20 protein-coding genes and 1 pseudogene are annotated in these 25,666 nt (G+C 72.2%); 4 read left to right on the top strand and 17 right to left on the bottom strand.

Annotated features, from left to right (window positions below; genetic code table 11):
- Window positions 1–149: 149 nt before the first annotated feature.
- From SA2016_RS08965 to dinB, 14 genes and pseudogenes are all read right to left on the bottom strand, one after another.
- Entirely contained in the window at window positions 150–1,292 is a 1,143-nt protein-coding gene (locus tag SA2016_RS08965) for a cell division protein FtsQ/DivIB (protein ID WP_084249425.1), read from the bottom strand.
- On the bottom strand, window positions 1,282–2,703 hold the full coding sequence (gene murC / locus SA2016_RS08960; RefSeq protein ID WP_066497425.1) for a UDP-N-acetylmuramate--L-alanine ligase: 1,422 nt from the start codon (window positions 2,701–2,703) through the stop codon (window positions 1,282–1,284). Before murC ends, SA2016_RS08965 begins: the two co-directional genes overlap by 11 nt.
- Window positions 2,700–3,851 (bottom strand): undecaprenyldiphospho-muramoylpentapeptide beta-N-acetylglucosaminyltransferase, encoded by a 1,152-nt coding sequence (gene murG, locus SA2016_RS08955; RefSeq protein ID WP_066497423.1) that lies wholly within the window; start codon window positions 3,849–3,851, stop codon window positions 2,700–2,702. Before murG ends, murC begins: the two co-directional genes overlap by 4 nt.
- 2 nt (window positions 3,852–3,853) lie before the next feature.
- Window positions 3,854–5,263: a putative lipid II flippase FtsW gene (gene ftsW / locus SA2016_RS08950; RefSeq protein WP_141305432.1), complete on the bottom strand. Its 1,410-nt coding sequence runs from the start codon at window positions 5,261–5,263 to the stop codon at window positions 3,854–3,856.
- 3 nt (window positions 5,264–5,266) lie between these two features.
- Window positions 5,267–6,847 carry a UDP-N-acetylmuramoyl-L-alanine--D-glutamate ligase gene (gene murD, locus SA2016_RS08945; protein WP_141305434.1) on the bottom strand — a complete coding sequence of 527 codons (1,581 nt, stop codon included), beginning with the start codon at window positions 6,845–6,847 and terminating at the stop codon, window positions 5,267–5,269.
- Entirely contained in the window at window positions 6,844–7,953 is a 1,110-nt protein-coding gene (gene mraY / locus SA2016_RS08940) for a phospho-N-acetylmuramoyl-pentapeptide-transferase (RefSeq protein ID WP_066497420.1), read from the bottom strand. Before mraY ends, murD begins: the two co-directional genes overlap by 4 nt.
- Before the next feature lies 1 nt (window position 7,954).
- Complete coding sequence (locus tag SA2016_RS08935) at window positions 7,955–9,454, bottom strand: UDP-N-acetylmuramoyl-tripeptide--D-alanyl-D-alanine ligase (RefSeq protein ID WP_066497419.1); 1,500 nt, start codon at window positions 9,452–9,454, stop codon at window positions 7,955–7,957.
- Between the two features lie 13 nt (window positions 9,455–9,467).
- Entirely contained in the window at window positions 9,468–11,138 is a 1,671-nt protein-coding gene (locus SA2016_RS08930; RefSeq protein ID WP_066502279.1) for a UDP-N-acetylmuramoyl-L-alanyl-D-glutamate--2,6-diaminopimelate ligase, read from the bottom strand.
- 106 nt (window positions 11,139–11,244) lie between these two features.
- Window positions 11,245–12,998 (bottom strand): annotated as a pseudogene (locus SA2016_RS08925) (peptidoglycan D,D-transpeptidase FtsI family protein).
- 186 nt (window positions 12,999–13,184) lie between these two features.
- Window positions 13,185–13,790 carry a cell division protein FtsL gene (gene ftsL / locus SA2016_RS08920; RefSeq protein ID WP_066497418.1) on the bottom strand — a complete coding sequence of 202 codons (606 nt, stop codon included), beginning with the start codon at window positions 13,788–13,790 and terminating at the stop codon, window positions 13,185–13,187.
- On the bottom strand, window positions 13,787–14,788 hold the full coding sequence (gene rsmH, locus SA2016_RS08915; protein ID WP_066497417.1) for a 16S rRNA (cytosine(1402)-N(4))-methyltransferase RsmH: 1,002 nt from the start codon (window positions 14,786–14,788) through the stop codon (window positions 13,787–13,789). Before rsmH ends, ftsL begins: the two co-directional genes overlap by 4 nt.
- Window positions 14,789–14,947: 159 nt before the next feature.
- The gene (gene mraZ / locus SA2016_RS08910) at window positions 14,948–15,379 is read right to left on the bottom strand and encodes a division/cell wall cluster transcriptional repressor MraZ (RefSeq protein WP_066502272.1); all 432 of its coding nucleotides are present in this window, start codon (window positions 15,377–15,379) and stop codon (window positions 14,948–14,950) included.
- Between the two features lie 499 nt (window positions 15,380–15,878).
- A complete protein-coding gene (locus SA2016_RS08905) occupies window positions 15,879–16,238 on the bottom strand; it encodes a DUF3040 domain-containing protein (RefSeq protein ID WP_066497415.1) in 360 nt (119 codons plus the stop codon).
- A gap of 214 nt (window positions 16,239–16,452) precedes the next feature.
- The gene (dinB, locus tag SA2016_RS08900; protein ID WP_371326654.1) at window positions 16,453–17,706 is read right to left on the bottom strand and encodes a DNA polymerase IV; all 1,254 of its coding nucleotides are present in this window, start codon (window positions 17,704–17,706) and stop codon (window positions 16,453–16,455) included.
- A gap of 87 nt (window positions 17,707–17,793) precedes the next feature.
- Here dinB and SA2016_RS08895 point away from each other — a divergent pair, with 87 nt between their 5' ends.
- Both SA2016_RS08895 and SA2016_RS08890 read left to right on the top strand, forming a co-directional pair.
- The gene (locus tag SA2016_RS08895) at window positions 17,794–18,372 is read left to right on the top strand and encodes a hypothetical protein (protein WP_066497412.1); all 579 of its coding nucleotides are present in this window, start codon (window positions 17,794–17,796) and stop codon (window positions 18,370–18,372) included.
- Window positions 18,373–18,391: 19 nt separating this feature from the next.
- Window positions 18,392–19,501, top strand: coding sequence for a polyprenyl synthetase family protein (locus tag SA2016_RS08890; protein WP_066497410.1), 1,110 nt, complete (start codon window positions 18,392–18,394; stop codon window positions 19,499–19,501).
- An 84-nt stretch (window positions 19,502–19,585) separates the two neighbouring features.
- Here the strand turns inward: SA2016_RS08890 and SA2016_RS08885 are convergent, their stop codons facing one another.
- Window positions 19,586–19,939, bottom strand: a complete 354-nt coding sequence (locus tag SA2016_RS08885) for an Rv2175c family DNA-binding protein (protein ID WP_066497409.1) — start codon at window positions 19,937–19,939, stop codon at window positions 19,586–19,588.
- Between the two features lie 222 nt (window positions 19,940–20,161).
- Between SA2016_RS08885 and SA2016_RS08880 the strand changes: the two genes are divergently transcribed.
- Together SA2016_RS08880 and pknB are read left to right on the top strand one after the other, a co-directional pair.
- On the top strand, window positions 20,162–21,319 hold the full coding sequence (locus SA2016_RS08880) for a lytic transglycosylase domain-containing protein (RefSeq protein WP_066497408.1): 1,158 nt from the start codon (window positions 20,162–20,164) through the stop codon (window positions 21,317–21,319).
- A 76-nt stretch (window positions 21,320–21,395) separates the two neighbouring features.
- Entirely contained in the window at window positions 21,396–23,372 is a 1,977-nt protein-coding gene (pknB, locus tag SA2016_RS08875; RefSeq protein ID WP_066497407.1) for a Stk1 family PASTA domain-containing Ser/Thr kinase, read from the top strand.
- A 51-nt stretch (window positions 23,373–23,423) separates the two neighbouring features.
- On the opposite strand, the gene SA2016_RS08870 is transcribed toward pknB, so the two are convergent.
- Both SA2016_RS08870 and SA2016_RS08865 read right to left on the bottom strand, forming a co-directional pair.
- Window positions 23,424–24,821, bottom strand: a complete 1,398-nt coding sequence (locus SA2016_RS08870) for a class II 3-deoxy-7-phosphoheptulonate synthase (protein WP_066497406.1) — start codon at window positions 24,819–24,821, stop codon at window positions 23,424–23,426.
- A gap of 31 nt (window positions 24,822–24,852) precedes the next feature.
- On the bottom strand, window positions 24,853–25,575 hold the full coding sequence (locus tag SA2016_RS08865; RefSeq protein ID WP_066497405.1) for a lysophospholipid acyltransferase family protein: 723 nt from the start codon (window positions 25,573–25,575) through the stop codon (window positions 24,853–24,855).
- Between the last annotated feature and the right edge of the window lie 91 nt (window positions 25,576–25,666).

The following is a 25,666-nucleotide window of genomic DNA, read 5'->3' as shown; positions in this document are numbered from 1 at the left end:
GTCAAGTAGCTCTTAGGAAGACGGTAGGGGGCCGCCTGAGGGCGTGCAACGACCGCCTTGGCGTGTCGCGCCACGTCCTCGCGGACGCCGGTCCATCTGACCCATTCCACTGTGCCACACGTGCCGGGGGCGCCCGGCCATCGGATCCGTCATCGTGTCACCGGATGGCGCGGGGTGCTCACGTCGAAGACCTGAGCCGGCGCTTGGCCCTTCTGCGGGCTCGTCTTCATGAGGGCGGCGAGCACCTTCGCCTTGAGCTCCCGGTCGTCAGCGTTGCCCCACACGACGCTCCGGCCGTCCGCGAGCTTGAGCTGGACCGAGTCGGGGGACTGCGCCGACGCCGTCGCGAGCTGGGCCAGCACGTCGGCCGGCAGCGCGGCGAGGACCGCCGTCACCGCCCTGAACACGGCCTGGCCCATCGGCATCGCCGAGCCGTCGATGACCGGCACGGAGTACTGGGAGGTGTCCCGCGCCTCGCCCAGGACCACCCCGTCGCCGTCGACGACGAGGAGCTTCTGGCCCTGCTTGACGAGGGCCACCGGCACCCGTTCGGTGACCTCGACCACGAGGGTCTCGGGAGGAACGGCGCGGGCGCGCACGGACTTCACCTGGACGAACTGACCGAGCAGCCGGCCCACCTCGTCCGTGCCCACGGTCGCGAGGGGCTTCCCGCGGACCGGCCCGAGCGCGTCCTCGACCTGCTGCACGGTGAGCAGGTGCGTCCCCTGGACGGTGATCGTGCGGACCGCGACGAGCGGGGTGAACAGCAGCACGGCGAACAGGCCTGCGACGAGCGCTGCGGCGATCGCGGTGCCGAGCAGGAGCCGCCGCCGGCGCCGCCTCCGCGGCGGCTCCGGGAAGGCGAGGACATCTGCGGACTCGTCCTGCGGGCCGTCGGTGCCCTTGGTGCGGCGCAGATCGGCGAGCTGGGGCAGGTCGGCGAGCCTGGGCCTGGGGCGCTTCCGGGAGCTCGCCGCCTTCTGTTCCGGGCCAGCGGCCGTCCCGGCGGGCGCCGCCGTCTCCTGCGGCGCAGGTGCTGCGTCCCGGCCCGCGCCGCTGTCTGCGACCGGGCTCGGTTCGGCCGAGCCGAGCAGGGTGACCTTCGGCCCGCTGCGGACGGTGACCCGTGCCGACGACGGCGAGGGACCGGCGTCGTGCGCGGTGCCCGGCGAGGCGCCAGGAGCCGGGCGCTCCTGGGAGGGCACCTGCGGGGCGCCGCGGGGGCGGCCGCCGCCGGCGTCCTCCCGCCCCGGGACGCGCGGGACCCGCGGGACGCGTCCGCTAGGAGCCATGGCGCGCCTCGGGCACGGAGGGGAGGGCGCGCGCGGCGAGGGCCGCGAGGAGCGCCTGGCCCTGGGCCGTGACGTCCCCCGCGCCCACGGTGAGCACGATGTCCCCCGGCGCCGCGGCCGCGGCGAGCTCGGCGACCGCTGCCGCGGTGTCGGGGGCGTACGCGCCCGCCGGCAGGCCCGCGGTGACGAGCTCGCTCGTGACGCCGGGGACCGGGTCCTCCCGGGCCGGGTAGATGTCCATGACCCGCACCGTGTCCGCAGCGGAGAGCGCCTCGGCGAACTGCGCTCCGAACTCGCGGGTGCGGGAGAACAGGTGCGGCTGGAAGAGCACGTGGACGCGGTGGCCGCCGGCCACCGCCCGGGCGGCGGCCAGGGCCGCGCGCACCTCGGTGGGGTGATGGGCGTAGTCGTCGAAGACCCGCACTCCCCCGGCCTCCCCCTTGAGCTCGAAGCGCCGTGCCGCGCCGGCGAAGTCGGCGAGCGACGCCGAGGCCAGGGCCGGGTCGGCGCCCGCGTCGACGGCGGCGGCGAAGGCGCCGGTCGCGTTGAGCGCGTTGTGGAGTCCGGGGACGCGCAGGGGCAGCGGGTGCACCCGGCCGTCCCAGCGGACCTCGGATCCCGCGGGGTCGAAGGACAGCCGCACGTCGGCGTCCTCGCCCGTGCCGTAGAGGAGCACCCGGGGAGCGCCCTCGCGGGCCCGCAGCCGCTCCGCGACGGAGCGGGCGCCCGCGTCGTCCGCGCAGGCCAGGACGAGCCCGTGGGCGGGCACGAGGGCGGCGAAGGAGTCGAAGGCGGCGTGGACGGCCCCGGCCGTGCCGTAGTGGTCGAGGTGGTCGGCCTCGACGTTGGTGATGATCTCGGTCACGGGCCGGTAGTTGAGGAAGGACTCGTCCGATTCGTCGGCCTCGGCCACGAAGACAGCGTCCCGGCCGGCCGCCCCGTTGACGCCGAGGGCGGGGACGTTGGCCCCGATCGCGAAGCTCGGGTCGAGCCCGGCGCCGCGGAGCATCCAGGTGGCCATCGAGGTGGTCGTGGTCTTCCCGTGGGTGCCGGCGATGGCGATGACCCGGTCCGAGCCCATGGCGGAGGCGAGCGCCTCGGAGCGGTGCAGCACGCGCAGCCCCCGGGCGGCGGCCTCGACGAGCTCGGGGTTGTCGGGCCGGATCGCCGACCCCCGCACGACCGTGTCCGCGTCCCCCAGGTTCCCCGCGTCGTAGCCGACGGCGACCCGCGCGCCGAGCGCGGCGAGGTCGCCCATGACGGGCAGGTCCTTCGCGTCCGAGCCGCTGACGGCGACCCCGCGTCCGAGCATCACGCGGGCGACGGCGGACATGCCGACGCCGCCGATGCCCACGAAGTGGACCCGGCCCAGCGACCCGAGCTCCGGTACAGTCTGCTCCGCAGCGCTCATGCGTGCGCTCCTTCCTGCAGTGCCGCGGCGGCTTCGAGCACCATCGCGGCCATGGTCCTGTCCGCGTCCCGGATCCCGAGCCGCGCGGCCCGGAGGGACATGTCGGCGCGCCGTGCGGGATCGGCCAGGAGGGGCAGGACCTCGCGCGCCAGCCACTCGGGGGTGAATTCGGCGTCCTTGACCAGGAGCGCGGCCCCTGCTCCGACGAGGCCGCGGGCGTTGAGGGCCTGCTCGCCGTTGCCGATGGGCAGCGGGACGAAGACTGCCGGGAGCCCCACCGCGGCGACCTCGCAGACGGTGCCGGCGCCGGACCGGCACACGATCAGGTCCGCCGCGGCGTACGCGGCCTCCATGGCGTCGACGAACTCGACCTGGTGGTAGCCCGGGGCGCTGAGCGGGGCGCCCGAGGCATCGGTGACGGCCTTGCCGCGGCCGGTGATGTGCAGCGTCTGCACCCCGGCACGGTCCAGCGCCTCGAGGGAGGCGGCCACTGTCCGGTTCAGGCTCGCCGCGCCGAGCGACCCGCCCGTGACCACGAGCGTGGTCCTGGCGGGGTCGAGGCCCAGATCAGCGCGGGCGGACGCCCGGGCTGCGGCGCGGTCCAGCCCCGAGACCTCCCGGCGCATCGGCATGCCCACGGTGCGCGCGTGGCGCAGGCGGGTGTCGGGGAACGCCTTGCCCACGCGGTGCGTGAGCAGGGCGCCGACGCGGTTGGCCAGCCCCGCCCGCGTATTCGCCTCGTGCACGACGATCGGAACGCCGAGGCGGCGCGCCGCGAGGTACATCGGTGTGCACACGTAGCCGCCGACGCCGACGAGGACGTCGGCGCCCGCTCCGCGCAGGATGGCCTCGGACTGGCGCACGGCCCGGGCGAACCGTCCGGGGAGACGGAGGAGGTCGGCGCTCGGCCGGCGCGGAAAGGGCACCCGGTCGATCACGGCAAGCTCGAAGCCCGCGTCGGGGACGATCCGGCTCTCCATGCCCGCCGCCGTGCCGACGGCCAGGACCTTCGCCGCGGGAGCGGCTTCGACGACCGCCCGCGCGATCGCCAGGAGGGGGCTGATGTGTCCGGCGGTTCCGCCGCCGGCGAGCACGACGGACGGTCCCGACGCGGGGACGGGGGTCCCGGAGGGATCCTCATGGGGCATGACTAGGTGCTGGCCTTCCGCTGGGTCTGGTGCTGCGCCGTGGTGCCTCGTGCCGGTGCGGGCCGGGGAGCCTGCGGCGGGGCCGTCCGCCTCGCCGTCGCCCTCCCTGCCGCGGCGGGGACCTTGGCCGGCTTCGGGGCCGGACGCCGGGTGGCGGCGGCCGCGGACACCGCGCCGCCGTTCCGTGCGGCGGTACGGCGGGGCCTCCGGGCCCGCACGGGGCGCATGTCCTCGCGGGCCAGGGACAACACTACGCCGATCGCGCAGAGGCAGCTCACGAGGGCCGAACCGCCCGAGGAGATGAACGGCAGCGGGACGCCGATCACGGGGGCGATCCCCGTGACCATGGCCATGTTGACCGCGGCCTGGCCGAGGATCCACGCCATGATCGTGCCGCCGAGGATCCGCGGGAACAGCTCCTTCTGGCGGGAGACGACGCGGAAGACGGCGACCGCGAGGACGGCGAAGAGGGCAAGGACGAGGAGGGTGCCGAAGAGCCCGAGCTCCTCGCCGAGCACCGCAAAGATGAAGTCGTTGTGCGCCTCGGGAATCCAGCTGTACTTCTGCCGGCTCTGTCCGAGGCCGACACCGAGCCAGCCGCCCGAGGCGAGGCCCTGGAGGCCGTTCTGCACCTGGTAGCCGAAGTCGCCGCCGTCCGCCTTGCAGAAGTCGGGCTCCTGCCCGACCCAGTTGTAGATGCGGCACATGCGGTTGGGGCTTGTGACGGCGAAGCCGATCGCACCGACGGCCAGCACGACCCCGGAGGTCACGAAGAGCTTGGTGGGCACCCCGGCGTAGAAGAGGGCCGCGACCACCACCAGCAGGATCACGAGGGTCGTACCGAGGTCGTGGCCCCAGATGACGAGGGCGGCGACGCCGAGGCCCGCGGGGACGACCGGGACGAGCGCGTGGCCCCAGTGATCGAGCAGGTCCGCCTTCTTGTTCAGGATCGTGGCCATCCAGAGGGCGAGCAGGAGCTTGGCGAACTCGGAGGGCTGGAGGCTGAAGCCGGCGATGTCGATCCAGTTGCGGTTTCCGAGCACGCGGCGGCCGATGAGCTGGACCAGCACGAGCAGCACGATGGTCGCGCCGATGCCCGGCCAGGCGAGCCGCTTGAGCCACCGCACGTTGATGCGGGAGAGGACGAACATCCCGACGAGGCCCACGAGGCCGAACAGCGCCTGCTTCAGCGCCGCCGTGTAGGGGCTCTCCCCCGCCGCGATGCTCTCGACGCTCGAGGCCGAGAGCACCATCATGATGCCGATCGCCGTCAGCGCGAGGGTGGCGCCGAGGATGAGGAAGTAGCTCGTGCCGCTGCTGGCCGAGTCCGGCCGGGCGATCCGCTGCCAGAGGGCGAGGGGTGCTCGCAGGAACCGTGCGGGGGTCCGCTGCTCCTGGGCTGGGCTCGCCATCTGCTACTCCTCGGTCGTCTCTCCCCGGTCCCTGCCGGATCCGGCCTCGTCCCGGGCGAGTGCGTGCACCGCCTCGACGAAGGCCGTCCCGCGGTGGGCGTACGAGTCGAACTGGTCCATGGATGCCGCGGCGGGCGCCATCAGCACGGTGTCGCCCGGTTCCGCGTGCTCGGCGGCGAGCCGGACGGCCGAGGCCATCACGTCGCTCCCCGCCACGGCGGCGCCGGCGGACTGGTCTCCACCAGTCTGGCCCGGGTCGACGCGGTACACGGGGACATTCTGTGCGTGTCGCGCGAGGGCGCCGGCGAGCTCGGAGCTGTCGCGCCCGATCAGCACCACGCCCCGCAGCCGGGAAGCCTGATCGGCGACGAGCTGGTCGTACGCCACACCCTTGGCGAGGCCCCCGGCGATCCACACCACGTGCTCGAACGCGGACAGCGAGGCCGCCGCGGCGTGCGGATTGGTGGCCTTGGAGTCGTTGACCCAGGCCACGCCTCCGATGTCTGCCACGGGCTGGATCCGGTGGTCGCCGGGGAGGTAGGCCTGCAGGCCGGCCTTCACCGCTGCGGGCTCCACGCCGTAGGCGCGCACGAGGGCCGCGGCGGCGAGGGCATTGGCCACCATGTGCCTGGGCGCGACGGGCCCGAGGTCCGTGAGCGAGCCCAGCTCGGCGGCGTGGTCGCGGCGTTCCTCGATGAAGGCCCGGTCGACGAGCAGGCCCTCGACGACGCCGAGCATGCTCACGGCGGGCGTGCGCGTCGTGAAGCCGACAGCCCGGCACCCCTCGACGACGTCGGCCTCCTCGACCATGCGCTCGGTCTCGATCTGCTCGGCGTTGTAGATGCACGCCTTCTGGGTGTTCTCGTAGACCTTCGCCTTGTCGGCGAGGTACGCCTCGTAGGAGCCGTGCCAGTCGACATGGTCCTCGGCCACGTTCAGGACCACGGAGGCCACTGGCGAGAGGGAGCTGGCCCAGTGCAGCTGGAAGCTCGAGAGCTCCACGGCGAAGACGTCGTACTCGACCGGCTCGCGGATGGCGTCGAGGATCGGGGTGCCGACGTTGCCGACGGCGACGGCGGTCAGGCCCGCCGCGCGCAGCATCGACTCCGTCATGCCGACCGTGGTCGTCTTGCCGTTCGTGCCGGTGATCGCGAGCCAGTCCGCCGTCTTCTTGCCCCGACGGGTGCGCACGCGCCAGGCGAGCTCGACGTCGCCCCACACCGGGATGTCCCTGCGCTCCGCCTCGGCGAGCATCGCCTGGTCAGGCCGCCACCCCGGCGAGGTCACGACGAGCTCGGGCCACTCGCCGTCGACCTTCGGAAGGCGAGCCACGGCGTCCGGCTCCAGCAGGACGTCCTCGGCGCCGACGATCCGCAGCGTGTCCGCCTGGGCCTCCGCCCGCTCGGTCACGGAGGCGTCGACGACGACGACGCGCGCACCGAGCTCGATGAGGGTGTCCGCGGCGGCAAAGCCCGAGACGCCGATGCCGGCCACGACGACGCGCAGCCCGGACCAGTCGGCGTCCCATGAGGTGAGGGAGGCGAGCCGCTGGGCGGCAGGGGTCGAGTTCGAGAACGATGTCACAGTCCAGCCACCCACTCTGCGTAGAAGACAGCCAGGCCACCTGCGACGCAGAGCCCGGCGAGGATCCAGAACCTGACCACCACGGTCACCTCGGCCCAGCCCTTGAGCTCGAAGTGGTGCTGCAGCGGCGCCATCTTGAACAGCCGCTTGCCCTTGGTGGCCTTGAAGTAGCCCACCTGCAGGATGACCGAGAGCGTGATGAGCATGAACAGGCCGCCGATGATGATCAGGAGCAGCTCGGTGCGGGTGAGGATCGCGAAGCCGGCGACCGCGGCGCCGATCGCGAGCGAGCCCGTGTCCCCCATGAAGATCTTGGCCGGCGACGTGTTCCACCACAGGAATCCGACCAGGGCCGCGCTCATGATGGCGGCGAGCAGCGCGAGGTCGAGCGGGTCGCGGGTCCCGTAGCACACGGACCCGATGACCCGGGCCGAGCCGCAGGCCTGGTTGCTCTGCCAGATCCCCATGATCGTGTACGCGCCGAAGACCATGATCGAGGCGCCCGCGGCGAGCCCGTCCAGGCCGTCGGTCAGGTTCACGCCGTTGCTCGCGGCGGTGACGATCAGGTTGGACCAGATCACGAACAGGATTGCGCCCAGGACCGTGCCGCCGAAGGCCAGGTCCAGCCAGGGGATGTCCCGCAGGAACGAGATGTGCGTGGACGCCGGGGTCAGGCCGCGGTGGTCCGGGAACTGCAGGACCAGGAGGGAGAACGCGATGCCCACGAGGCCCTGCCCGATGAGCTTGGCGCGCGCGCTCAGCCCCAGGCTCCGCTGCTTGGTGATCTTGATGAAGTCGTCGAGGAACCCGACGAGGCCCATGCCGACCATGAGGAACAGGAGCAGGGCCGCAGACACCGTCGGACCGGTGGCCGCCGGGTTCATGAGCCAGGTGATGAGGTGGGTGAGGTAGTACGCCACGACCGAGGCCAGCACGAACACCGCGCCGCCCATGGTCGGCGTTCCGCGCTTGGTGTGGTGGGTGGTGGGGCCGTCGTCCCGGATGAACTGGCCGTATCCCCGCCGCACGAGCAGACGGATGAAGAGCGGGGTCCCCACAAGCCCGAAGAGGAGGGCGAGACCGCCGCCGATCAGCAGTGCGATCACGTCAGCTCCGTTCCTGGATGTCCGCGGTGGCCGGCTGCTGCGGCAATGCTATCCGATCGCCCAGGGCCCCCAGGCCGACGCCGTTGGAGGACTTGACCAGGACGAGGTCGCCGGGCGCGAGCTCCTCGTCGAGCAGTGCGTACGCGGCGTCGACGTCCTCGACGAAGCTAGTCTCGTTGCCCCACGAGCCCTCGTTCACGGCCGAGACGTAGAGCGGGCGGGCCTCACGGCCGACCACCACGAGCCGGTCGATGTTCAGGCGCACCACGAGGGTGCCCACGGCGGTGTGCGCGGCGATCGACTCGTCTCCGAGCTCGAGCATGGCGCCGAGGACGGCCCACGTGCGCCGGCCGCGACCGAGGTCGGCAAGGGTCTGCAGCGCCGCGCGCATGGACTCGGGGTTGGCGTTGTAGGCATCGTTGATGACGGTGACACCGTCGGCGCGCTCGGTGCGCTGCATGCGCCAGCGGCTGCCCGGGCCCTGCGCCGAGAGGGACTCGGCGATCTCGGCGACGGGCACGCCGGCGGCGTGGGCCGCGGCGGCCGCCGCGAGCAGGTTGCCCGTGTGGTGGGCGCCGATGAGGCGGCTGGCCACGTGGACGGGCGCCTGGGCGCCCACGGAGAGCTCGAACACCGGGGAGCCCCCGGCGTCGACCGTCGCGCCGTGGGCCGCGACCACGGTCCCGCGCTGGGCGTAGGCCCCCGCCGTCTCGGGGTGGGCGGTGAAGAAGACCGGCTTCGCCTGGGTGCGGGACTCCATGGCCCGCACGCGCGGGTCGTCGAGGTTGATCACGGCGGTTCCCTCGGGAGCGAGGGCCTCGACCATCTCGCCCTTGGCCTTCGCAATGTTCTCGACGCCGCCGAACTCGCCCGCGTGCGCTGTGCCGACGATCAGCACGACCCCGATGTCGGGGCGGACCATCTGGGCGAGGTAGCGGATGTGGCCGATGCCCGTGGCGCCCATCTCGACCACGAGGTACCGGGTGGTGAAGTCCGCGCGGAAGACGGTCAGCGGCACGCCGACCTCGCCGTTGTACGAGCCCTGCGGGGCGACCGTCGCGGCGGGGGTCGCCGAGCCGGCGGCGGTGGAACGGAAGATCCCGGCGAGCAGGTCCTTGGTCGTGGTCTTGCCGGCCGACCCGGTGATCCCGACGACGGTGAACTCCTCGCCGCGCTCGGCGCGGGCCGCGCGGATGCGGGCCACCGCGGCGGCGGCCAGGGCGCCCATCGCGAGCACCGCGTCGGGCACGACGACGCACGGGTAGGGCGCGCCGTCGTCATCGGCGACCTCGTGCTCGCACAGGGCGAGGGTCGCGCCGGCGCTGAAGGCCGCACCGACGAAGGCATGCCCGTCGGCGTGCTCGCCGGGCTTGGCCACGTAGAGGGAGCCGGGGGCCGCCTCGCGCGAGTCGGTCACGACGGTGGTGGGGACGATGGCGGGGTCTGCGAGGAGGCGCCCGCCCGTGATCTCGGCGATCTGCGCCGCTGTGAACTCAATCATTGCGCATCGGACTCTAGTGCGTCCGCGCCTGCAGACGGGAATCCCGGCCCGTCCTGCACGAGGGGCGGCCGTGCTCGGCGAGGGCGGCGCGCAGCTCGAGGCGGTCGTCGAGGGCGAGGTTCACGCCCTTGACCTCCTGGAAGGACTCGTGCCCGCGTCCGGCGACGAGGATCACGTCCTCCGCTCCGGCGAGCGAGACCGCGTGGCGGATGGCCGCGGCGCGGGGCGCGACCTCGTCGATACGGCGGCCGAGCCCCTGCCCGGCGTCCTCGGCGCGCGCGCCGGCGATGACCTCGGCCCGGATGGCGCCGGCGTCCTCGTCGTGCGGGTCGTCGTCGGTGACGACGACGACGTCGGCGCCGCGTGCGGCCACTGCGCCCATGATGGGGCGCTTGCCCTGGTCGCGCTGGCCGGTGGCGCCGAAGACGACGATCAGGCGGCCGGCGCCCTCCGGACGGACCGCGTCGAGGGCGCGCTCGAGGGCGTCCGGATTGTGCGCGAAGTCCACGACCGCGGCAGGGGCCGTGCCGACGAGCTGCATGCGGCCGGGGACCTCGACGGTGAAGGGGTCGGTGTCGAGGGCCTTCTGGACCTCCTCGGCCGAGGCTCCGGAGGCGAGGACGAGGAGCGTCGCCAGCGCGGCGTTGGCCACGTTGAACCCGCCGGGCAGCCCCGAGCGCACCCGCAGAGCGGTGCCGTCGGCGTGGCGCAGCTCGAAGGCGGTGCCCACGCCGGACCTCCGGGCGTCCGTCACGGTCCAGTCCGCGGTGTCCGTCCCGTCCGCGGGGCCGGCGGCCTCGGTACGCAGGGTGGTGACCGGGATCGGCGCCTCGGCCGCGAGGCGGCGGCCCCACGCGTCGTCGACCGTGACGACTGCACGGTCGGCGCGCTCGGGCGTGAAGAGCCGCGCCTTCGCCGCGTAGTAGTCCCCCATCGTGCCGTGGAGGTCGAGGTGGTCCTGGGTGAGGTTGGTGAAGCCGACGACGTCGTAGCGGACCCCGTCGACGCGGCCGAACTCGATGGCGTGCGAGGAGACCTCCATGGAGGCGGCGCTCACGCCCTTCTCGCGCATCACGGCCAGCAGGGCGTGGACCTCCGGGGACTCGGGCGTGGTGAGACGGCTCGGGATCGGCTCTCCCCCGGCCGAGATCTCAATCGTCCCGATGAGCCCGGTGCGGTGGCCCAGGGCGCGCAGGAGGGCGTTGGCGAAGTAGGTCGTGGTCGTCTTGCCGTTCGTCCCGGTCACGCCGAGCAGGGCCACGCCCGCTCCGCCCCCGCCGCGCTGCGTGCCGTAGACGAGCGCCGAGGCACCGCCCACGGCCGCGCGCGGGGCGTCCACGACGAGGACGGGCACGTCGGCCGAGGTCTCCGAGAGTGCGAGCTGCTGGGCGCCGTCAGGGTCGGTGACGATGGCCACCGCGCCGGCCTCGACTGCCTGGCGGGCGAAGTCGGCGCCGTGGCGCGAGGCGCCGGGGAGCGCGAAGTAGACGTCGCCCGGGACCACCGAGCGGGAGTCGAGGGTCACGCCGGTCACCGCAGGGGCGTCCTCGAGCCCGTCCTCGGGGAGGCCGAGGAGCGCGGCGATCTCGGCCAGGGGCACCGGGTCGACGCGTGCCGGGCGGATGGCCGGCTGCCTGTCCTGCTGTGTGCCCCCCGGGGAGGCACTCCTCCTGCCCGTGGGCATGGGCTGCTCGCTCACGTTCACCTTCATCGATCGGGATTCCAACTCTATAACGCCGTTTCCGGGCGCCGCCGTGGGGCAGCACCCGGAATGGACCGGCCTCACGTGCTCACTTGGCGTACTGGGGCAGTTTCGCGGGGGTCCCGGTGGACGGCGGAACGCCGTACTTGTGGAGCGTCTGGCTCATGACGGAGCGGAACACGTCCGCGTTGCCGATGCCGAAGATGTCGCCCTTGGGCCGTTGGATCACGACGGCGACGATGTAGCGCGGGTCCTCCATCGGTGCCATGCCGATCAGCGAGGAGGTCACACCGTCGTAGCCGGGCACCCCGTCCTCCCGGGGGCCTCCGAGGTGCCGGTCTTGGCGCCGACCCGGTAGCCGTCGATGGCCGCCGGCTTGACCTCGCCCTCGGTCACGTCGCTCTCGAGCATCTGCTGGACCTGCCGCGCCGTGTCCTTGCTGACCACCTGCGACGGCGGGGCGGTCTGCGGCGACGTGGTGTGCCCGTTCTGGTCGACATAGGCGTCGATGAGGCGGGGCTGGAGCATGACGCCGTCGTTGGCGATCGCCTGGTACGCCCGCACCGTCTGCAGGGTGGACTGGGTCACGCCCTGTCCGAACAGGATCGTGTACTGCTGGCGCCCGTCCCATTCCTGAGGGGTGTGCAGGACGCCCAGCGCCTCCCCCGGGAGGCCGATGTCCACCGGCTGGCCGATGCCGAACTTGGTGAACCAGTCGTAGCGCTGCTGCGGCGAGAGGGCCTTGCCCGCCATGACCGTGCCCGTATTCATCGAGTAGCCGAGGATGCCCGCGAGTGTGCGCTGCTCCGTGCCATGGGTGAACGCGTCGGAGAAGGTCTGGCCGTCCAGGGTGTAGGTGGGCGGGATCGTGTACTGCGAGAGGGGGTTGGCCTTGCCCTCCTGGATGAGGGCGGCCATGGTGATCGTCTTCTCGACGGACCCCGGCTCGTAGGCCGCGGTGACGGCCCGCGCACCGCGGTCCTTCGCGGCGGTCTTGCCCGGGTCGTTCGGGTCGACGGAGTTGGAGTCCGCCATCGCGAGGATGTTGCCGCTCTTGGCGTCCATGACGATGGCGATGCCCCACTCGGCGCTGTACTTGTCCGTCTGGGTCTGGATGGCCTGCTGGGTGAAGTACTGGAGGTCGGAGTCGATCGTGAGCCTGACCGTCTTGCCGTCCTGCGCCGGGGTGAGCTTGTCGGTGGCCACGGGGATCCGCAGGCCGTCTGCCCCGATCTCGTACTCGCGGGACCCGTCCTGGCCCTTGAGCAGGCTGTCCTGGGTCTGCTCGAGGCCCGCGAGGGCGGTGCCGTCCGAGCCGACGAAGCCGACGAGGTTCCCGCCCACCGCGCCGTTGGGGTAGACGCGCTGGGTCACGCCCTCCGAGAGGATGCCGGGGAAGCCGATGGCCATGACGCGGGCCTCGGTGTCCGGTGTGACGTCGCGGGCCACGTAGTTGAAGGGCTTGTCGCCGGTGATGGCGGCGGCCACGTCCGTGGCGGGCTTGCCCACGGCGTCGGCGAGCTGCTGGATCGCCTGGTCCCGGGTGATCGTGACGATCTTCTTGGTGCCGTCGCCCGCGTCGACGCGCTGCTCGAGCTCCGTGAAGTCCTTGGAGGACGCGATGCGCTGGTCGACGGTGATGTTGTAGCGGACCACGCTCGAGGCGAGGACGGTGCCCTTCGAGTCGACGATCTGGCCGCGCTCGGCCGGGAGCACGGTCTTCTGCAGCCGCTTGCTCAGGGCCGCCTCCGCGAGGCCGCCCACGTCCATGCCCTGGACGAGCACGAGGCGGCCGCCGATGAGCAGGAGCAGGGCGAGCATCGCGGCGAGGCCCAGGCGCAGGCGGCTCGTGGCCCGGCGTGCGCGCCGGACGGGCCCGTCGTCCGGTGTGCGGGGGCCGCCGCGGCCCTGCCTGCCCTGTCGGTCGGTGCTCTTCGCTGCCACGTGTGTCCCTACGCTTCCCGATCTCCCTGCTGCTGCGCTCGGCCGCGCCGGTCCGCCGCTGGCGCCAGACCGGTGGCCGTGGGGCTACTGGCCCGGCGTCTTCTGCGCGGGAGCCGGGATGGAGCCGCCGTGGAGGTCAACCTTCGCGGCGGGCTTGTCCGCCGGCTTGGCGGTCGGCGCGTCCTTGGTCGTCGCTGCCGGCGCAGCGGAGAGCTGGCCGGGAACGGCGGGCGTCGCGAGCACGGCGCCCTGGGGGGCACCCTTCTCCGCAGCCTTGGCGTTGCCGGTCACTGCGAGCGTCTTCAGGTCGATCTGGCCGTTGGACGTCGAGGCGACCATTCCATATTGTGCCGCCCGCGCGGCCAGATTCTGGGGAGCCTGGAAGTTCTGGACCTGCTGTGTCAGCTCCTGGTTCTGCTTCTGGAGGCTCAGCTGGTCATTGCGCAGCTGGACGAGCTGGTACTGCCCGGTGGAGACGGACACGTTGAGCACGAGCACGGCGAGGAGGGCCGCGGCGAGGACGCCGAGGCAGAAGATGGCGAACGGAGCACGACGGCGGGCGGGCGCGGAGCGGACGACTGACAGGGGCGTCCGGCGCGGCGCGGCGGACGGGGCTTCCTGCCGGGGTGCCGCCGTCGTGAGGGCGGACGTCCCGGCCACCGCCGCCGTCCGCTGTGCTGCTGCGCTCATGCTCCACTCCTTGCCCTGATGCGTTCCGCCGCGCGGAGGCGAGCCGAGGCTGCGCGGGGGTTCTCCGCGATCTCGGCTTCCGTCGGCACTTCTGTTCCCTTGGTGATGATCTTCAGCTCCGGGCGGTGCTCTTCGAGCTCCACCGGGAACCCCGGAGGCGCCGTCGAACGGCTCCTCGACTGGAGGGCGGCCTTGACGATGCGGTCCTCGAGCGAGTGGTAGCTCATGACCACGATCCGGCCGCCGAGCGTCAGGGTGCCGATGGCGGCCGGGACGGCACGCTCGAGCACGTCGAGCTCCTCGTTGACCTCGATCCGCAGCGCCTGGAACGTGCGCTTGGCGGGGTGGCCGCCGGTCCGGGCAGCCGCCGCGGGGACCACCGCGCGGATGGCCTCGACGAGCTGGCCGGTGGTCGCGAACGGCTGCTTCTCGCGCTCGGCGACGATGTTCTTCGCGATCCGGCCGGCGAACTTCTCCTCGCCCCACGAGCGGATGATCCGGGTGAGGTCCTCGACGCTGTAGGTGTTGACCACGTCCGCGGCCGTCAGGCCGCGGCTCGTGTCCATGCGCATGTCGAGCGGGGCGTCGTAGGAGTAGGCGAATCCGCGCTCGCGCTCGTCGAGCTGCATCGAGGAGACGCCGAGGTCCATCAGCACGCCGTCGGCGCCCGGCAGGCCGAGCTCCTCGAGCACTTCGGGGATCTCGTCGTAGACGGCGTGCACGAGCCGGGCGCGCGTCCCGAACGGGGCGAGCCGGGCGCCGGCGAGCGCGAGCGCCTGCTCGTCCCGGTCGATCCCGACGAGCGTCGCCGTCGGGAACCGCGTGAGGATCGCCTCGCTGTGGCCGCCCATGCCGAGCGTCGCGTCGACCACCACGGGGGTGCGCCCGGCGGCGATCGCCGCCTCGACGCCGCCGGACAGCAGCGTGACGCAGCGCTCGAGCAGGACGGGGACATGGCGGTCGGACGTCGGCCTGTCCTGCTGGTCGTCACTCGCCATGGTCCACTCCTCCCGTGCGCTTGCGTCTCGTCTGGAGCGGATGCTCCGTGGTGTCCGGCTGGTCCAGATCCCCCTCCGCGCCGGTCGGCCGCCTGGCTCCGGGGAAGGTGAGCCAGGAAGCGTTGCGGGGCGGCTGGAGATCTCGGCCAGCCAGTGGGATCAGATGATCCCGGGTATGGCGTCGTCGTCGGTCTCCGAGAAGGCGGATTCCTTCTCGGACAGGTAGTCCTCCCACGCCTGGGCGTCCCAGATCTCCGCCCGGGTCCCTACGCCGATCACGGCCAGGTCCCGGTCCAGGCCCGCGTACTTGCGCAGGTTCTGGGGGATCGTCACGCGCCCCTGCTTGTCAGGCACCTCGTCGGAGGCTCCGGACAGAAAGACTCGGAGATAGTCACGCGACTGACGCGAGGAGATAGGGGCTTCCCGCATCTGCTCGTGGACCCTCTCGAATTCCTTCTGGCTGAAGACGTAGATGCAGCGCTCCTGGCCCCGGGTCAGAACCAGCCCCTCGGCCAGTTCGTCTCGGTACTTCGCCGGGAGGATGAGTCGCCCCTTCTCGTCCAGACGCGGCGAATACGTACCGAGCAACACCGGCACCACCACCCGTCTGTGCGAGGCTGAACGGCCCTATCCGCCACTTCCCTCCAACATCCCCCACTTTACTCCACGACCCTCCCCCGTCAATGCGACACGGCCCGCATGTCGCACCATCTGTACAAGGAACTCCCGCGGATTCATGCGGATCCTGGCCCTGGGGGCCGGGTGGAGGGAAAAGGGTGCCGGGTGGAGCCCTGAGGGCATACGCGAGCCACGGCGGCAGCCGCAGCCTCCCGCCGCCAGCGGGGCGGCCCGCTGCCGGTGGCACCCGGGGAGGAAAGTGGAGGACCGGGAGGGAAGTGGGGCGCCGGGAGGGAAGTGGAGGACCGGGAGGGAAGCGGAGCGCGGCCGGTGCGGACGCCTGCCCGCGAACACGACTGTGCCCCGGAACCGAGTGGTTCCGGGGCACAGTCAGGCCGTCAGGCGGGGCGTGGCTCTGGAGTCGCTGAGGCGAGTCGGCTCAGGGACCGGCGCGCGGTCCGGGCGGGGAGGGTCAGCCTTCGTCCCTGCGCCGCTCTTCCCACTGGGCCTCGAGCTTGCGGAGGAACCCGCCGCCCGTCCGCTTCGAGCTGCCGGCGCGCAGACGCCGTCCGGGGCGCCGGAGGGTCCCGTAGTAGACGCTCCCGCCCATCAGCAGGAAGCCGAGGACTCCCACGAAGATGTTCTGGATGCTCACCCCGATCAGGAGGACGAGGATGCCCGCGATGACGCCGAGGACCCCGAGCACGATGTGCTTGGTCGAGAACGTCTTGAGGGCATCGGCGCCCATGGAATCGGCGAACTTGGGGTCCTCTTCATGGAGCTGCTTCTCAAGCTGCTCCAGCATCTTCTGTTCGTGCTCCGAGAGAGGCATGGCGACTCCTTCACGCATGCAGATGATGGACGGCCTCCATCATCTGCACCAACGCATTGAACCAGCCGCGGGTTCCCCTGACCGACGAGCCGCTGCGACCCGACCCCAGATGGACTTCCCAGCCGACTCAGTGCACCCAATATTTCGAGGTCCTTTAAGGATATGACGTCCGGGTAGGTTCCAAAAGGGACGCCCGGAGCGTCGCAGGCACCGCTCACTCCCGCGGGGTCCGGCCGTCCCGCTGGAGGCCGGGACGAGGCTCCCCGAGGAGGCGCGCCGGCTGGACCATACCGGAGCCGAATCGCTCCGACACCCGGTCGAGGGCCTCCTCGGCGGTCCGCCAGTTGTCCTCCGTCCGGTCGAGACTGAGCTGGCGGGGCGCCCCCGCCGACCGCGAGAGCCGTTCTCCCCGCAGCCCGAGGAGCCGGACCGCCTGGGGGCGCGGGCCGAGGGCCGCGAGGAGCTGGCGCCCCGCGCTGTAGAGGTGCTGGGCGCCGTCGGTCGGCACCGTGAGGGTGTGGGAGCGCGCGAGGGTGGAGAAGTCGGTGTACCGGAGCTTGAGCGCGACGGTGCCTGCGGCGAGCCCCTGGCCCCTCAGGCGCCCCGCGACGCGGTGGGCGAGCCGCAGGAGCTCGGCGTGCAGCGCGGCGTCGTCCGAGACATCCACGGCGAACGTCTCCTCCGCGCCGATGCTCTTCTCCTCGCGCGTGGGCGTCACGGCCCGTTCGTCGATCCCCCAGCTCAGGCGCTTGGCCTGCAGGCCGGTGGCCCCGAGCGCCCGCCGCAGCGTGGAATCGGGAGTCTGGGCGAGGTCACCGACCGTGTGGATTCCGAGGCGGCCGAGGACCTCCCGCGTCTTGCCCCCGATCCCCCACAGCGCCCCGACCGGCAAGGAGTGCAGGAACGGCACCGTATCCTCGGGGCGGATGACGAGAAGGCCGTCCGGCTTGGACCTGGTCGAGGCGATCTTGGCCACGAACTTCGTCGAGGCGACCCCGACCGACGCGGTGATGCCGAGTTCCGAGCGGATCCGGGCCTTGATCTGGGCGGCGATCTGCTCGGGCGCCGCGCCGAGGCGCCGCACCGCGCCGGAAACGTCGAGGAAGGCCTCGTCGACGCTCAGCGGTTCGACGAGATCCGTGAAGTCGGCGAAGAGCCGCATGAGCTGCCGTGACACCTCGTAGTAGAGGTGGTGCCTGGGCTCGACCACGATCGCGTCGGGGCAGCGGCGCAGCGCGATGGCCATCGGCATTGCGCTGCTGACGCCGAAGGCGCGCGCCTCATAGCTGGCGGACAGGACCACGGAGCGCTCGGCGGGGAAACCGACGATGACGCGCCGTCCGCGCAGCTCCGGCCGCTCGCGCTGCTCGACGGCGACGAAGAAGGCGTCCATGTCCACGTGCAGGACGCCGCGGCGCCGCATCTGCCCCAGCGTCTCCTCCCCGGGGGCATCACCGTCCGTTCCCACCCGTCCATCGTAGGCGGGAGGGACACCGCACCGCCCACTAGACTGGGCGGGACCTTGCAGCGAGAACGAAAGGCAGACACCAGGCGCATGGCGAACATCACCGTCAGGATCCGACGACTCGCAGGAGCCACCGTGCTCATGGCCGCCGCACTCGCAGTGGCGGGCTGCGGAGGCCAGACAGGGAGCGCGGCGCAGAGCCCGGCTCCGGCGAGCTCTTCCGCGGCCACCGCCTCGTCGTCGCCGTCCTCCACGGTGAGCGGACGCGCCACGGCGTCGGCTTCTGCGGCGAACGCCACCGTGAGCGCCATTGCGCCCGGCTTCCCATCCCAGACGCTTCCCCTCATGCCCGGCGCCACGGCGCTCGCCACGAGCTTCGATGCCTCGGCCTCCCCCGCGGTCGCGTCCCTCGTTGCGGGCAGCAGCACGTCCTCGGCCTCCGAGATGCTCGGCTACTACACGAAGACCCTCACCGGCGAGGGGTTCACCGAGGTGCCTGCCGCCAGCGCGTCGTCGAGCACATCGGCATCGATGGCTGCGGCAGGGACTCTTGTGCGGGACTTCGTGCGCTCGAACGGTTCGGAGACCGCCACCGTCACCGTCGTCACCGCGAACAAGCAGGCGGTCGCGACCGTGGGCGTCTCGGTGGCGCCGTCGTCGCTCAAGTAGTCAGCGGACAGGGGACACGGTGAACGAGCAGCGAGCGGGGGCCGCCGCCGGCGTCGAGGAGGAGCAGGCACGCTACCGGGAAGCCCTCGAGGCCGAGCTGCGCTCCTTCCTCGACCGCCAGCGGTCGGTGATGGCCGGGGTCTCGGCGGACGTCGATGCGCTCATGGACGCCATCTCAGGCCTCGTCTCGGGCGGCAAGCGCCTCCGCGCGCTGCTCGGCTACTGGGGGTGGCGCGGGGCCGGCGGGGCCGCGCTGGCCGAGGAACCGGTGCGCGCGGGCGCCGCCCTCGAGCTCTTCCAGTCAGCGGCCCTCATCCACGACGACATCATCGACCGCTCGGCCACCCGCCGCGGTGCGCCGAGCGTGCATGAGCGGTTCACGGCACTGCACGCCAGGTCGGGGTGGGCGCTCGATGCGACCCGCTTCGGCCACGCCGCCGCGATCCTCACGGGCGACCTGTGCCTGTCCTTCAGCGAGGAGGCCTTCACCGCGGTCGGGCCGGCGGCCGGGGTCGGCACTCCTGGGCGCCGGATCTTCAACACGATGCGGGCCGAGGTCATGGCCGGGCAGTACCTCGACATCCTCGAGGAGGTCGCCGGTCCGTCCCGTTCCCGGACGGAGGCTGTGGCCCGGGCGGGCACGGTGATCAGGTACAAGTCGGCGAAGTACTCCACCGAGCACCCGCTCGGCATCGGGGGGGCGCTCGCCGGAGCGGACGAGGCCCTGTTGGAGGCCTACTCCGCATTCTCGCTCCCGCTCGGCGAGGCGTTCCAGCTCCGCGACGACGTGCTCGGGGTGTTCGGGGACCCCCGCACCACCGGCAAGCCCGCCGGGGACGACCTCCGCGAGGGGAAGCGGACCATGCTCGTGGCGCTCGCGCTGGACACGGCCGACGGCGCGGCGGCGGCAGAGCTCGAACGCGGCCTCGGGCGGGGCGACCTCGATCTCGACGAAGTCGGCAGGCTGCGCGACATCATCGCCTCGGCCGGCGCCCTCGAGGCCACCGAGCGGCTCATCGGGAGGCTGGCCGACGAGGCCTTCGCGGCGCTCGCGCGGCTCGACGTCGATCCCGTGGTCCGCACTGCGCTCGAGGCCCTCGGCAGGGCCGCCGTGCAGCGGGCGTCCTGAGGAAGGCGTCAGGCCCCGGGTCCGGCCCGCCTGCGCGGACCGGGCCCGGGGCCTGACGCATCGCCGGACGCGGGGGGGGTGCGGCTACCAGGCCAGGATCTGCGCGCGGCGCCGGATCTCGGTCTTGCGGCCCTCGCGGAGGGCGTCGATGGGGCGGCCGCGCAGCGACTCGTCCGGCGTGAAGAGCCAGGCGATCAGCTCCTCGTCGCTGAAGCCCGCATCCGCCAGGACGGCGATCGTGCCCTTGAGGCTGTCCACCACGTGGTCCCCGTCGAGGAACAGCGCTGGGACGGAGCGGATCTTGCGCTCGCCCACGCGCGCGGCGACGAGCGCGCGCTCGTCGATCAGGCCATGCACCTTGGTGACCGGCAGCCCGAGCCGCTCCGCGACGTCCGGGAGGGGCAGCCATTCAGACACCAGGTTCTCGATATCACTCACGGCACCAGCGTGCCACGCCCCGGGCCGCTCCACCTAGTCGGTGCCGGCGCCGGGCGCGGGAGCCAGCCGGTCCACCCGCTGCCTTGTACCTTCCGCCGAATCATGAGAGATTCACATCGGTCACTTAAGTAACAGCAGTCAAATAAATCACTCACGTAACATCACCGAATTTACAGCCGTCATCACACGAGTGACACCACCCCGGCTCAAGGAGGTCGACCGATGAGCACGTCCGGAACCAGCGGAAGCGCTGCAGCCAAGCCCAGCCTTCCCCTCGTCGCGGCGACGACGGCGGTCCTCCCCGCCGTGGCCCTGTCCTCGCTCGCGCTCGCTGCGCCCGCATCGGCAGCGGCCGCCGCGTCCGTCGCCCAGTCCGGCGCCCTCGCAGGCGGCGCCCCGAGCGCCGCCGCGCGGGCCGCCGTCGTGCCCGCCGCGGAGGTGCCGGCGATGGTTCCCAGCAGGCTCGCACCTGCGAAGGCAGCGCCGCCGCAGAAGTACACGGTGCGTGCCGGGGACACGGTGACGGCGATCGCCGGACGGTTCGGGCTGAAGGTCGCGGACGTCCTGTCCCTGAACCACCTCACGCCGACCACCATCATCTACCCGGGCCAGCAGCTCACGCTCACCGGCGGGACGGCCCCGCACGCCGCCGCGCCGTCCTCCGCTGGCGACACGTCGGCCCAGCCGGCCAGCTCCGGCACCTACACCATCCGCCCGGGTGACACCCTCTACGGCATCAGCGCCCGTCTGAAGGTGCCGCTCGGGAGCCTGCTGAGCGCCAACGGACTCAGCCTCACGAGCATCATCTACGCGGGGCGGACGCTCAAGCTTCCGGCCGCCAAGGCAGAGCCGGCCGCCGCCATCACGCAGGCCTCGTCCGGCGCACCCAAGCCGCTCGTGGGCGACACCTTCTTCGGCTTCAAGTACCCCGATGCCGTCGTCGCCTCCGCCAACGAGAACAAGCGCCTCCTCAATGCCGCGCCGGTGCCGAGCCGGGCGGAGATGAAGCAGATCGTCGCCGACACCGCGCGGCGGATGGGCGTCGACCCGGCGCTGGCCCTGGCCATCGCCTACCAGGAGTCGGGATTCAGCCAGCGCGCCGTCTCCCCCGCCAACGCCATCGGGACGATGCAGCTCGTGCCCACCTCCGGAGAGTGGGCCTCGGATCTCGTCGGCCGCAAGCTCAACCTCATGGACCCCCATGACAACGCCACGGCCGGGATCGCCATCATCCGCGCCCTCGTGCGGACGAGCAAGGACGAGGACACCGCGATCGCCGGCTACTACCAGGGCCAGTACTCCGTGGCGAAGCACGGCATGTACAAGGACACCAAGCAGTACGTGGCCGCCATCAGGGCGCACCAGAAGACGTTCAGCTGACCGCGGGCGCCCCGTGGCCCCTTCCGGCACGGGGTGGCTCGGGCGCCTGCCGCGGGCGAGCGCATAGGATCGTGGGGTGAACGGAAAGCTGAGCGACGGGCTCGTCGGATCGCTCGTGGGCGGCCGCTACCGCGTTGCCGCGCGCCTCGCCATGGGGGGCATGGCCACGGTCTACCTGGCAACGGACACGAACCTCGACCGGGACGTCGCCCTCAAGGTCCTCCACCCGCATCTGAGCCAGGACCCCTCCTTCGCCGAGCGCCTCGAGCAGGAGGCCAAGGCCGCGGCCCGGCTGTCGCACCCCCACGTCGTCTCGGTCCTCGACCGCGGCCACGACGGGGATGTCTTCTACCTCGTGATGGAGTACGTGCCCGGCCGCAACCTCCGCGAGCTGCTCGACGAGCACGGCCCGCTGGCGCCGCGCCAGGCCCTCGCGCTGATCGACGCCGTGGTCGACGGGCTCGCGGCCGCCCACGCCGCCGGCCTCGTCCACCGCGACATCAAGCCCGAGAACGTGCTCCTCGGGGACTCGGGGCAGATCAAGGTCGCAGACTTCGGCCTTGCGAGGGCAGTCACCACCTCGACGACCAGCGGCGTCACCATGGGCACCGTTGCGTACATCGCCCCCGAGCTCGTCCAGCGCAGCGGTGGCGACGAGCGCAGCGACCTCTACTCGGTCGGGATCATGCTCTACGAGCTCCTCACCGGACACCAGCCGTACCGGGGGGACCTGCCCGTGCAGGTCGCCATGCAGCACGCGACCCGCGACGTCCCTCCGCCGTCCGACCTCGTCCCCGGCCTCTCCCCGGAGCTCGACGAGCTCGTCCAGTGGGCCTGCGCGCGGGAACCCGAGGACCGGCCCGTCGATGCCGAGGCCCTCCTCGGCGAGATCCGGCACATCCGCACCCACCTGAGCGACGCCCAGCTCGACCTGCACTCGGCGCAGACCCAGCACATCCCCTACCCCCAGCGCGGGCACACCGAGATGCTCCCTTCCGGGCGCACGGAGGTGATCGCCGCTGCCCCCCACCCCCAGCACACGAGCGTCATCCCGGCGGGAACGGCCCCCACGGCGCGCGAGCAGCGCCGGCGCGACCGCGAGGCCGCACGCCGGTCAGCAGCCGCAGCCGCGACCCCGACGCGCACTCTGGGACCCGGACGGTCGCGCCGCCGCGGAGCGGTCTGGGCCGCGGTCATCGTCGTCCTCGCGCTCGTGGCCGCGCTGGCCGGATGGTTCTTCGGCGTGGGCCCCGGCGCCGCCGCGACCGTCCCCCCGGTCAAGGACCTCACGGTCGACCAGGCTCGGCCGCTCTTCGACCAGGCGGGGCTCTCCTTCTCCACCCAGGACGTCTTCGACGACGCCGTCACGGCCGGGCTGATCGTCAACAGCACCCCGGCCCCCGGGACCCAGATCCGGAAGTTCCAGGGCGTGAGCGTCCTCGTGTCGAAGGGCCCGCAGCTCTTCCCGCTCGAGGACCTGCGGGGCAAGTCCCTCGACGACGCGAAGGCCGCCATCACGGCGGCGAAGGACACCGTCGGTGCCGTCAAGGAGGCCTACGACGACACCGTGCCGGCGGGGATCATCCTCGCCCAGGACCCGGGACCTGGTACGTCCCTGCGCCATGGCTCCACCGTGGCGCTGACCGTGTCCAAGGGTCCCCAGCCGATCCCGGTGCCCCGCGTGGTGGGCATGCCGCAGTCCCAGGCGCTCGCGGCGCTGCGCGCCGCCGGGCTCGATCCCCAGGTCTCCTCCGACGAGGTCAACGACAGGACCGTTCCGAAGGGCGCCGTCGCGGCCCAGGACCCGGCTCCCGGCGCCACGCTGACCAAGGGCGGCGCGGTCACCCTGACGATGTCCAAGGGGCCCAAGATGGTGCACGTGCCCAGCTTCGTGGGCAAGCAGGTCGGCCAGGCCACGGACGAGCTCAAGCGGCTCGGGTTCGACGTGCGCGTCGAGAACATCCTCGGCGGGTTCTTCGGCACCGTCCGCGCCCAGGACCCGGTGGACAAGGACGTGCCCGAGGGCAGCGTCGTGACCCTCACGGTCGTGTGAGGGCCGTGGCCCTCACACGACCGTGAGGGCCACCCGCTCCCGGCCTCCCGATCAGTGGCGCTTCGAGAGCGATCCGGCCACGAGGAAGGCCATCTCGAGGGACTGCATGTGGTTCAGCCTCGGGTCGCACACCGACTCGTACCGGTCTTCGAACGCCGCCTCGTCGATCGGGTCGGAGCCGCCCAGGCACTCGGCGACGTCGTCGCCCGTCATCTCCATGTGCAGGCCGCCCGGAACGGTCCCCAGCGCCCTGTGCACCTCGAAGAAGCCGCGCACCTCGTCCACGACGTCGTCGAAGCGGCGGGTCTTGTAGCCGTTGCGGCTCGTGACGGTGTTCCCGTGCATCGGATCGGTGACCCACAGGACCTGGGCGCCGGACGCGGTGACCTTCTCGACCACGGGGGGCAGCTTCTCGCGGATGTTCTGCGCCCCCATCCTGGTGATGAACGTCAGCCGGCCGGGCTCGCGCTCGGGGTCGAGCCTGTCGATGAGCCGCAGGGCGTCGTCGCCCGTCGTCGACGGACCGAGCTTGACGCCGATCGGGTTCCGCACGCGGGAGAGGTAGTCCACGTGGGCGTGGTCGAGCTCGCGGGTCCGCTCACCGATCCACAGGAAGTGCGCGGAGGTGTCGTACGGCAGGCCCGTGCGCGAGTCGATGCGCGTCAGCGCCCGCTCGTAGTCGAGCAGCAGTGCCTCATGGCTCGCGAAGAACTCGACGCGCTTGAGCGCCTCGAAGTCGGCCCCGCACGAGTCCATGAACTTGATGGCGCGGTCGATCTCGCGGGCGAGCGACTCGTAGCGGGCGTGGGCCGGATTCTCCGTGAACCCCTTGTTCCACGTGTGCACGAGGCGCAGGTCTGCGAAGCCGCCCTGGGTGAAGGCGCGGATGAGGTTCAGGGTCGACGCCGACGTGTGGTAGGCGCGGAGCATCCGCGCGGCGTCGTGCGCGCGAGACTCGGGCGTGAAGTCATAGCCGTTGACGATGTCGCCGCGGTAGGCCGGGAGGGTGACGCCGTCCCGCGTCTCCGTGTCGGAGGAACGGGGCTTGGCGAACTGGCCGGCCATGCGGCCCATCTTGATCACGGGCAGCTGGGCCCCGTAGGTCAGCACTACCGCCATCTGCAGGATGGTCTTCACGCGGGCGCTGATCCGGTCCGCGGTCGCCGCCCCGAAGGTCTCGGCGCAGTCGCCGCCCTGGAGGAGGAAGGCCTCCCCGCGGGCCGCGGCGGCGAGCCGCTCGCGCAGGACGTCCACCTCGCCGGCGAAGACGAGCGGCGGGAGGATGGACAGCTCCGCGATCGCCGCGCGGAAGACGTCCGGGTCCGACCAGGAAGGCTGCTGCGAGATCGGCAGGGAGCGCCAGTTGTCGAGGCCCGGGTAGTCGGCGGCACCGCTCTGGGCAGTGCTCGTGAATCGGGCCGCGGGCGATACGGAGAGATCAGTCACGATCCAAGGCTAAGCCACCGGCACGGCGCCGTGCTTATGCGTCGGCCGGCGGCTCTCCCGTCCGCTTCTGCGCCGCCTCCTGCGCCAGCCTGGCCTTGACGTCCGCGGCATATGCGTCGACGTACTCCTGGGCGGACAGCTGCTGGATCTGGCGCATGATCCGCGTGGTCACCTCCCGCTGGACGGCCCGGTCCTCGGCCCTGCCGTAGAACTCGGAGAAGTCCATCGGCTGGCCGATGATGATGCCGACCCGGCGGATCGAGGGGATCCGCTGGCCGATCGGCTGGACCTTCTCCGTGCCGATCATCGCGACCGGGAGCACCGGCACCTGCTTCAGCAGGGCGAGCCGGGCCACGCCGACCTTGCCCCGGTACAGGCGCCCGTCGGGACTGCGCGTCCCCTCCGGGTAGATGCCCAGCAGGCCGCCGTTCGCGAGGATCTGCGCGCCGGCCTCGAGGGAGGCTGCGGATGCCTCCCCGCCGGACCGGTCCATCGGCAGCTGGTTCGTGTAGCGGAAGAAGGCCGCGGTCAGCCAGCCCTTGAGCCCCCGGCCCGTGAAGTACTCCTGCTTCGCGAGGAACACCACCGGCCGCCGGACCATGAGGGGCAGGAAGATCGAGTCGGAGAACGAGAGGTGGTTCGAGGCGAGGATGGCCGCCCCGCGGGCCGGAACATTCGCGAGCCCCTTGGTCCACGGCCGGTACAGCAGTTTGACGAGGGGGCCGATGAAGATCTGCTTGAGGATCCAGTAGACCACGCAGGTCCTTCCGCCGTTCGAGCGCGTTCCAGGCTTCACTGTAGTGTCCCGCTCTGCGGACTCGGCGCAACAGGCCGCTGCACGGTGCATA

The organism is Sinomonas atrocyanea, from assembly GCF_001577305.1.
GTDB lineage: Bacteria > Actinomycetota > Actinomycetes > Actinomycetales > Micrococcaceae > Sinomonas > Sinomonas atrocyanea.
The sequence above is the reverse complement of the archived record's forward strand: the minus strand, read 5'-3'. Positions and strand labels throughout refer to the sequence as shown.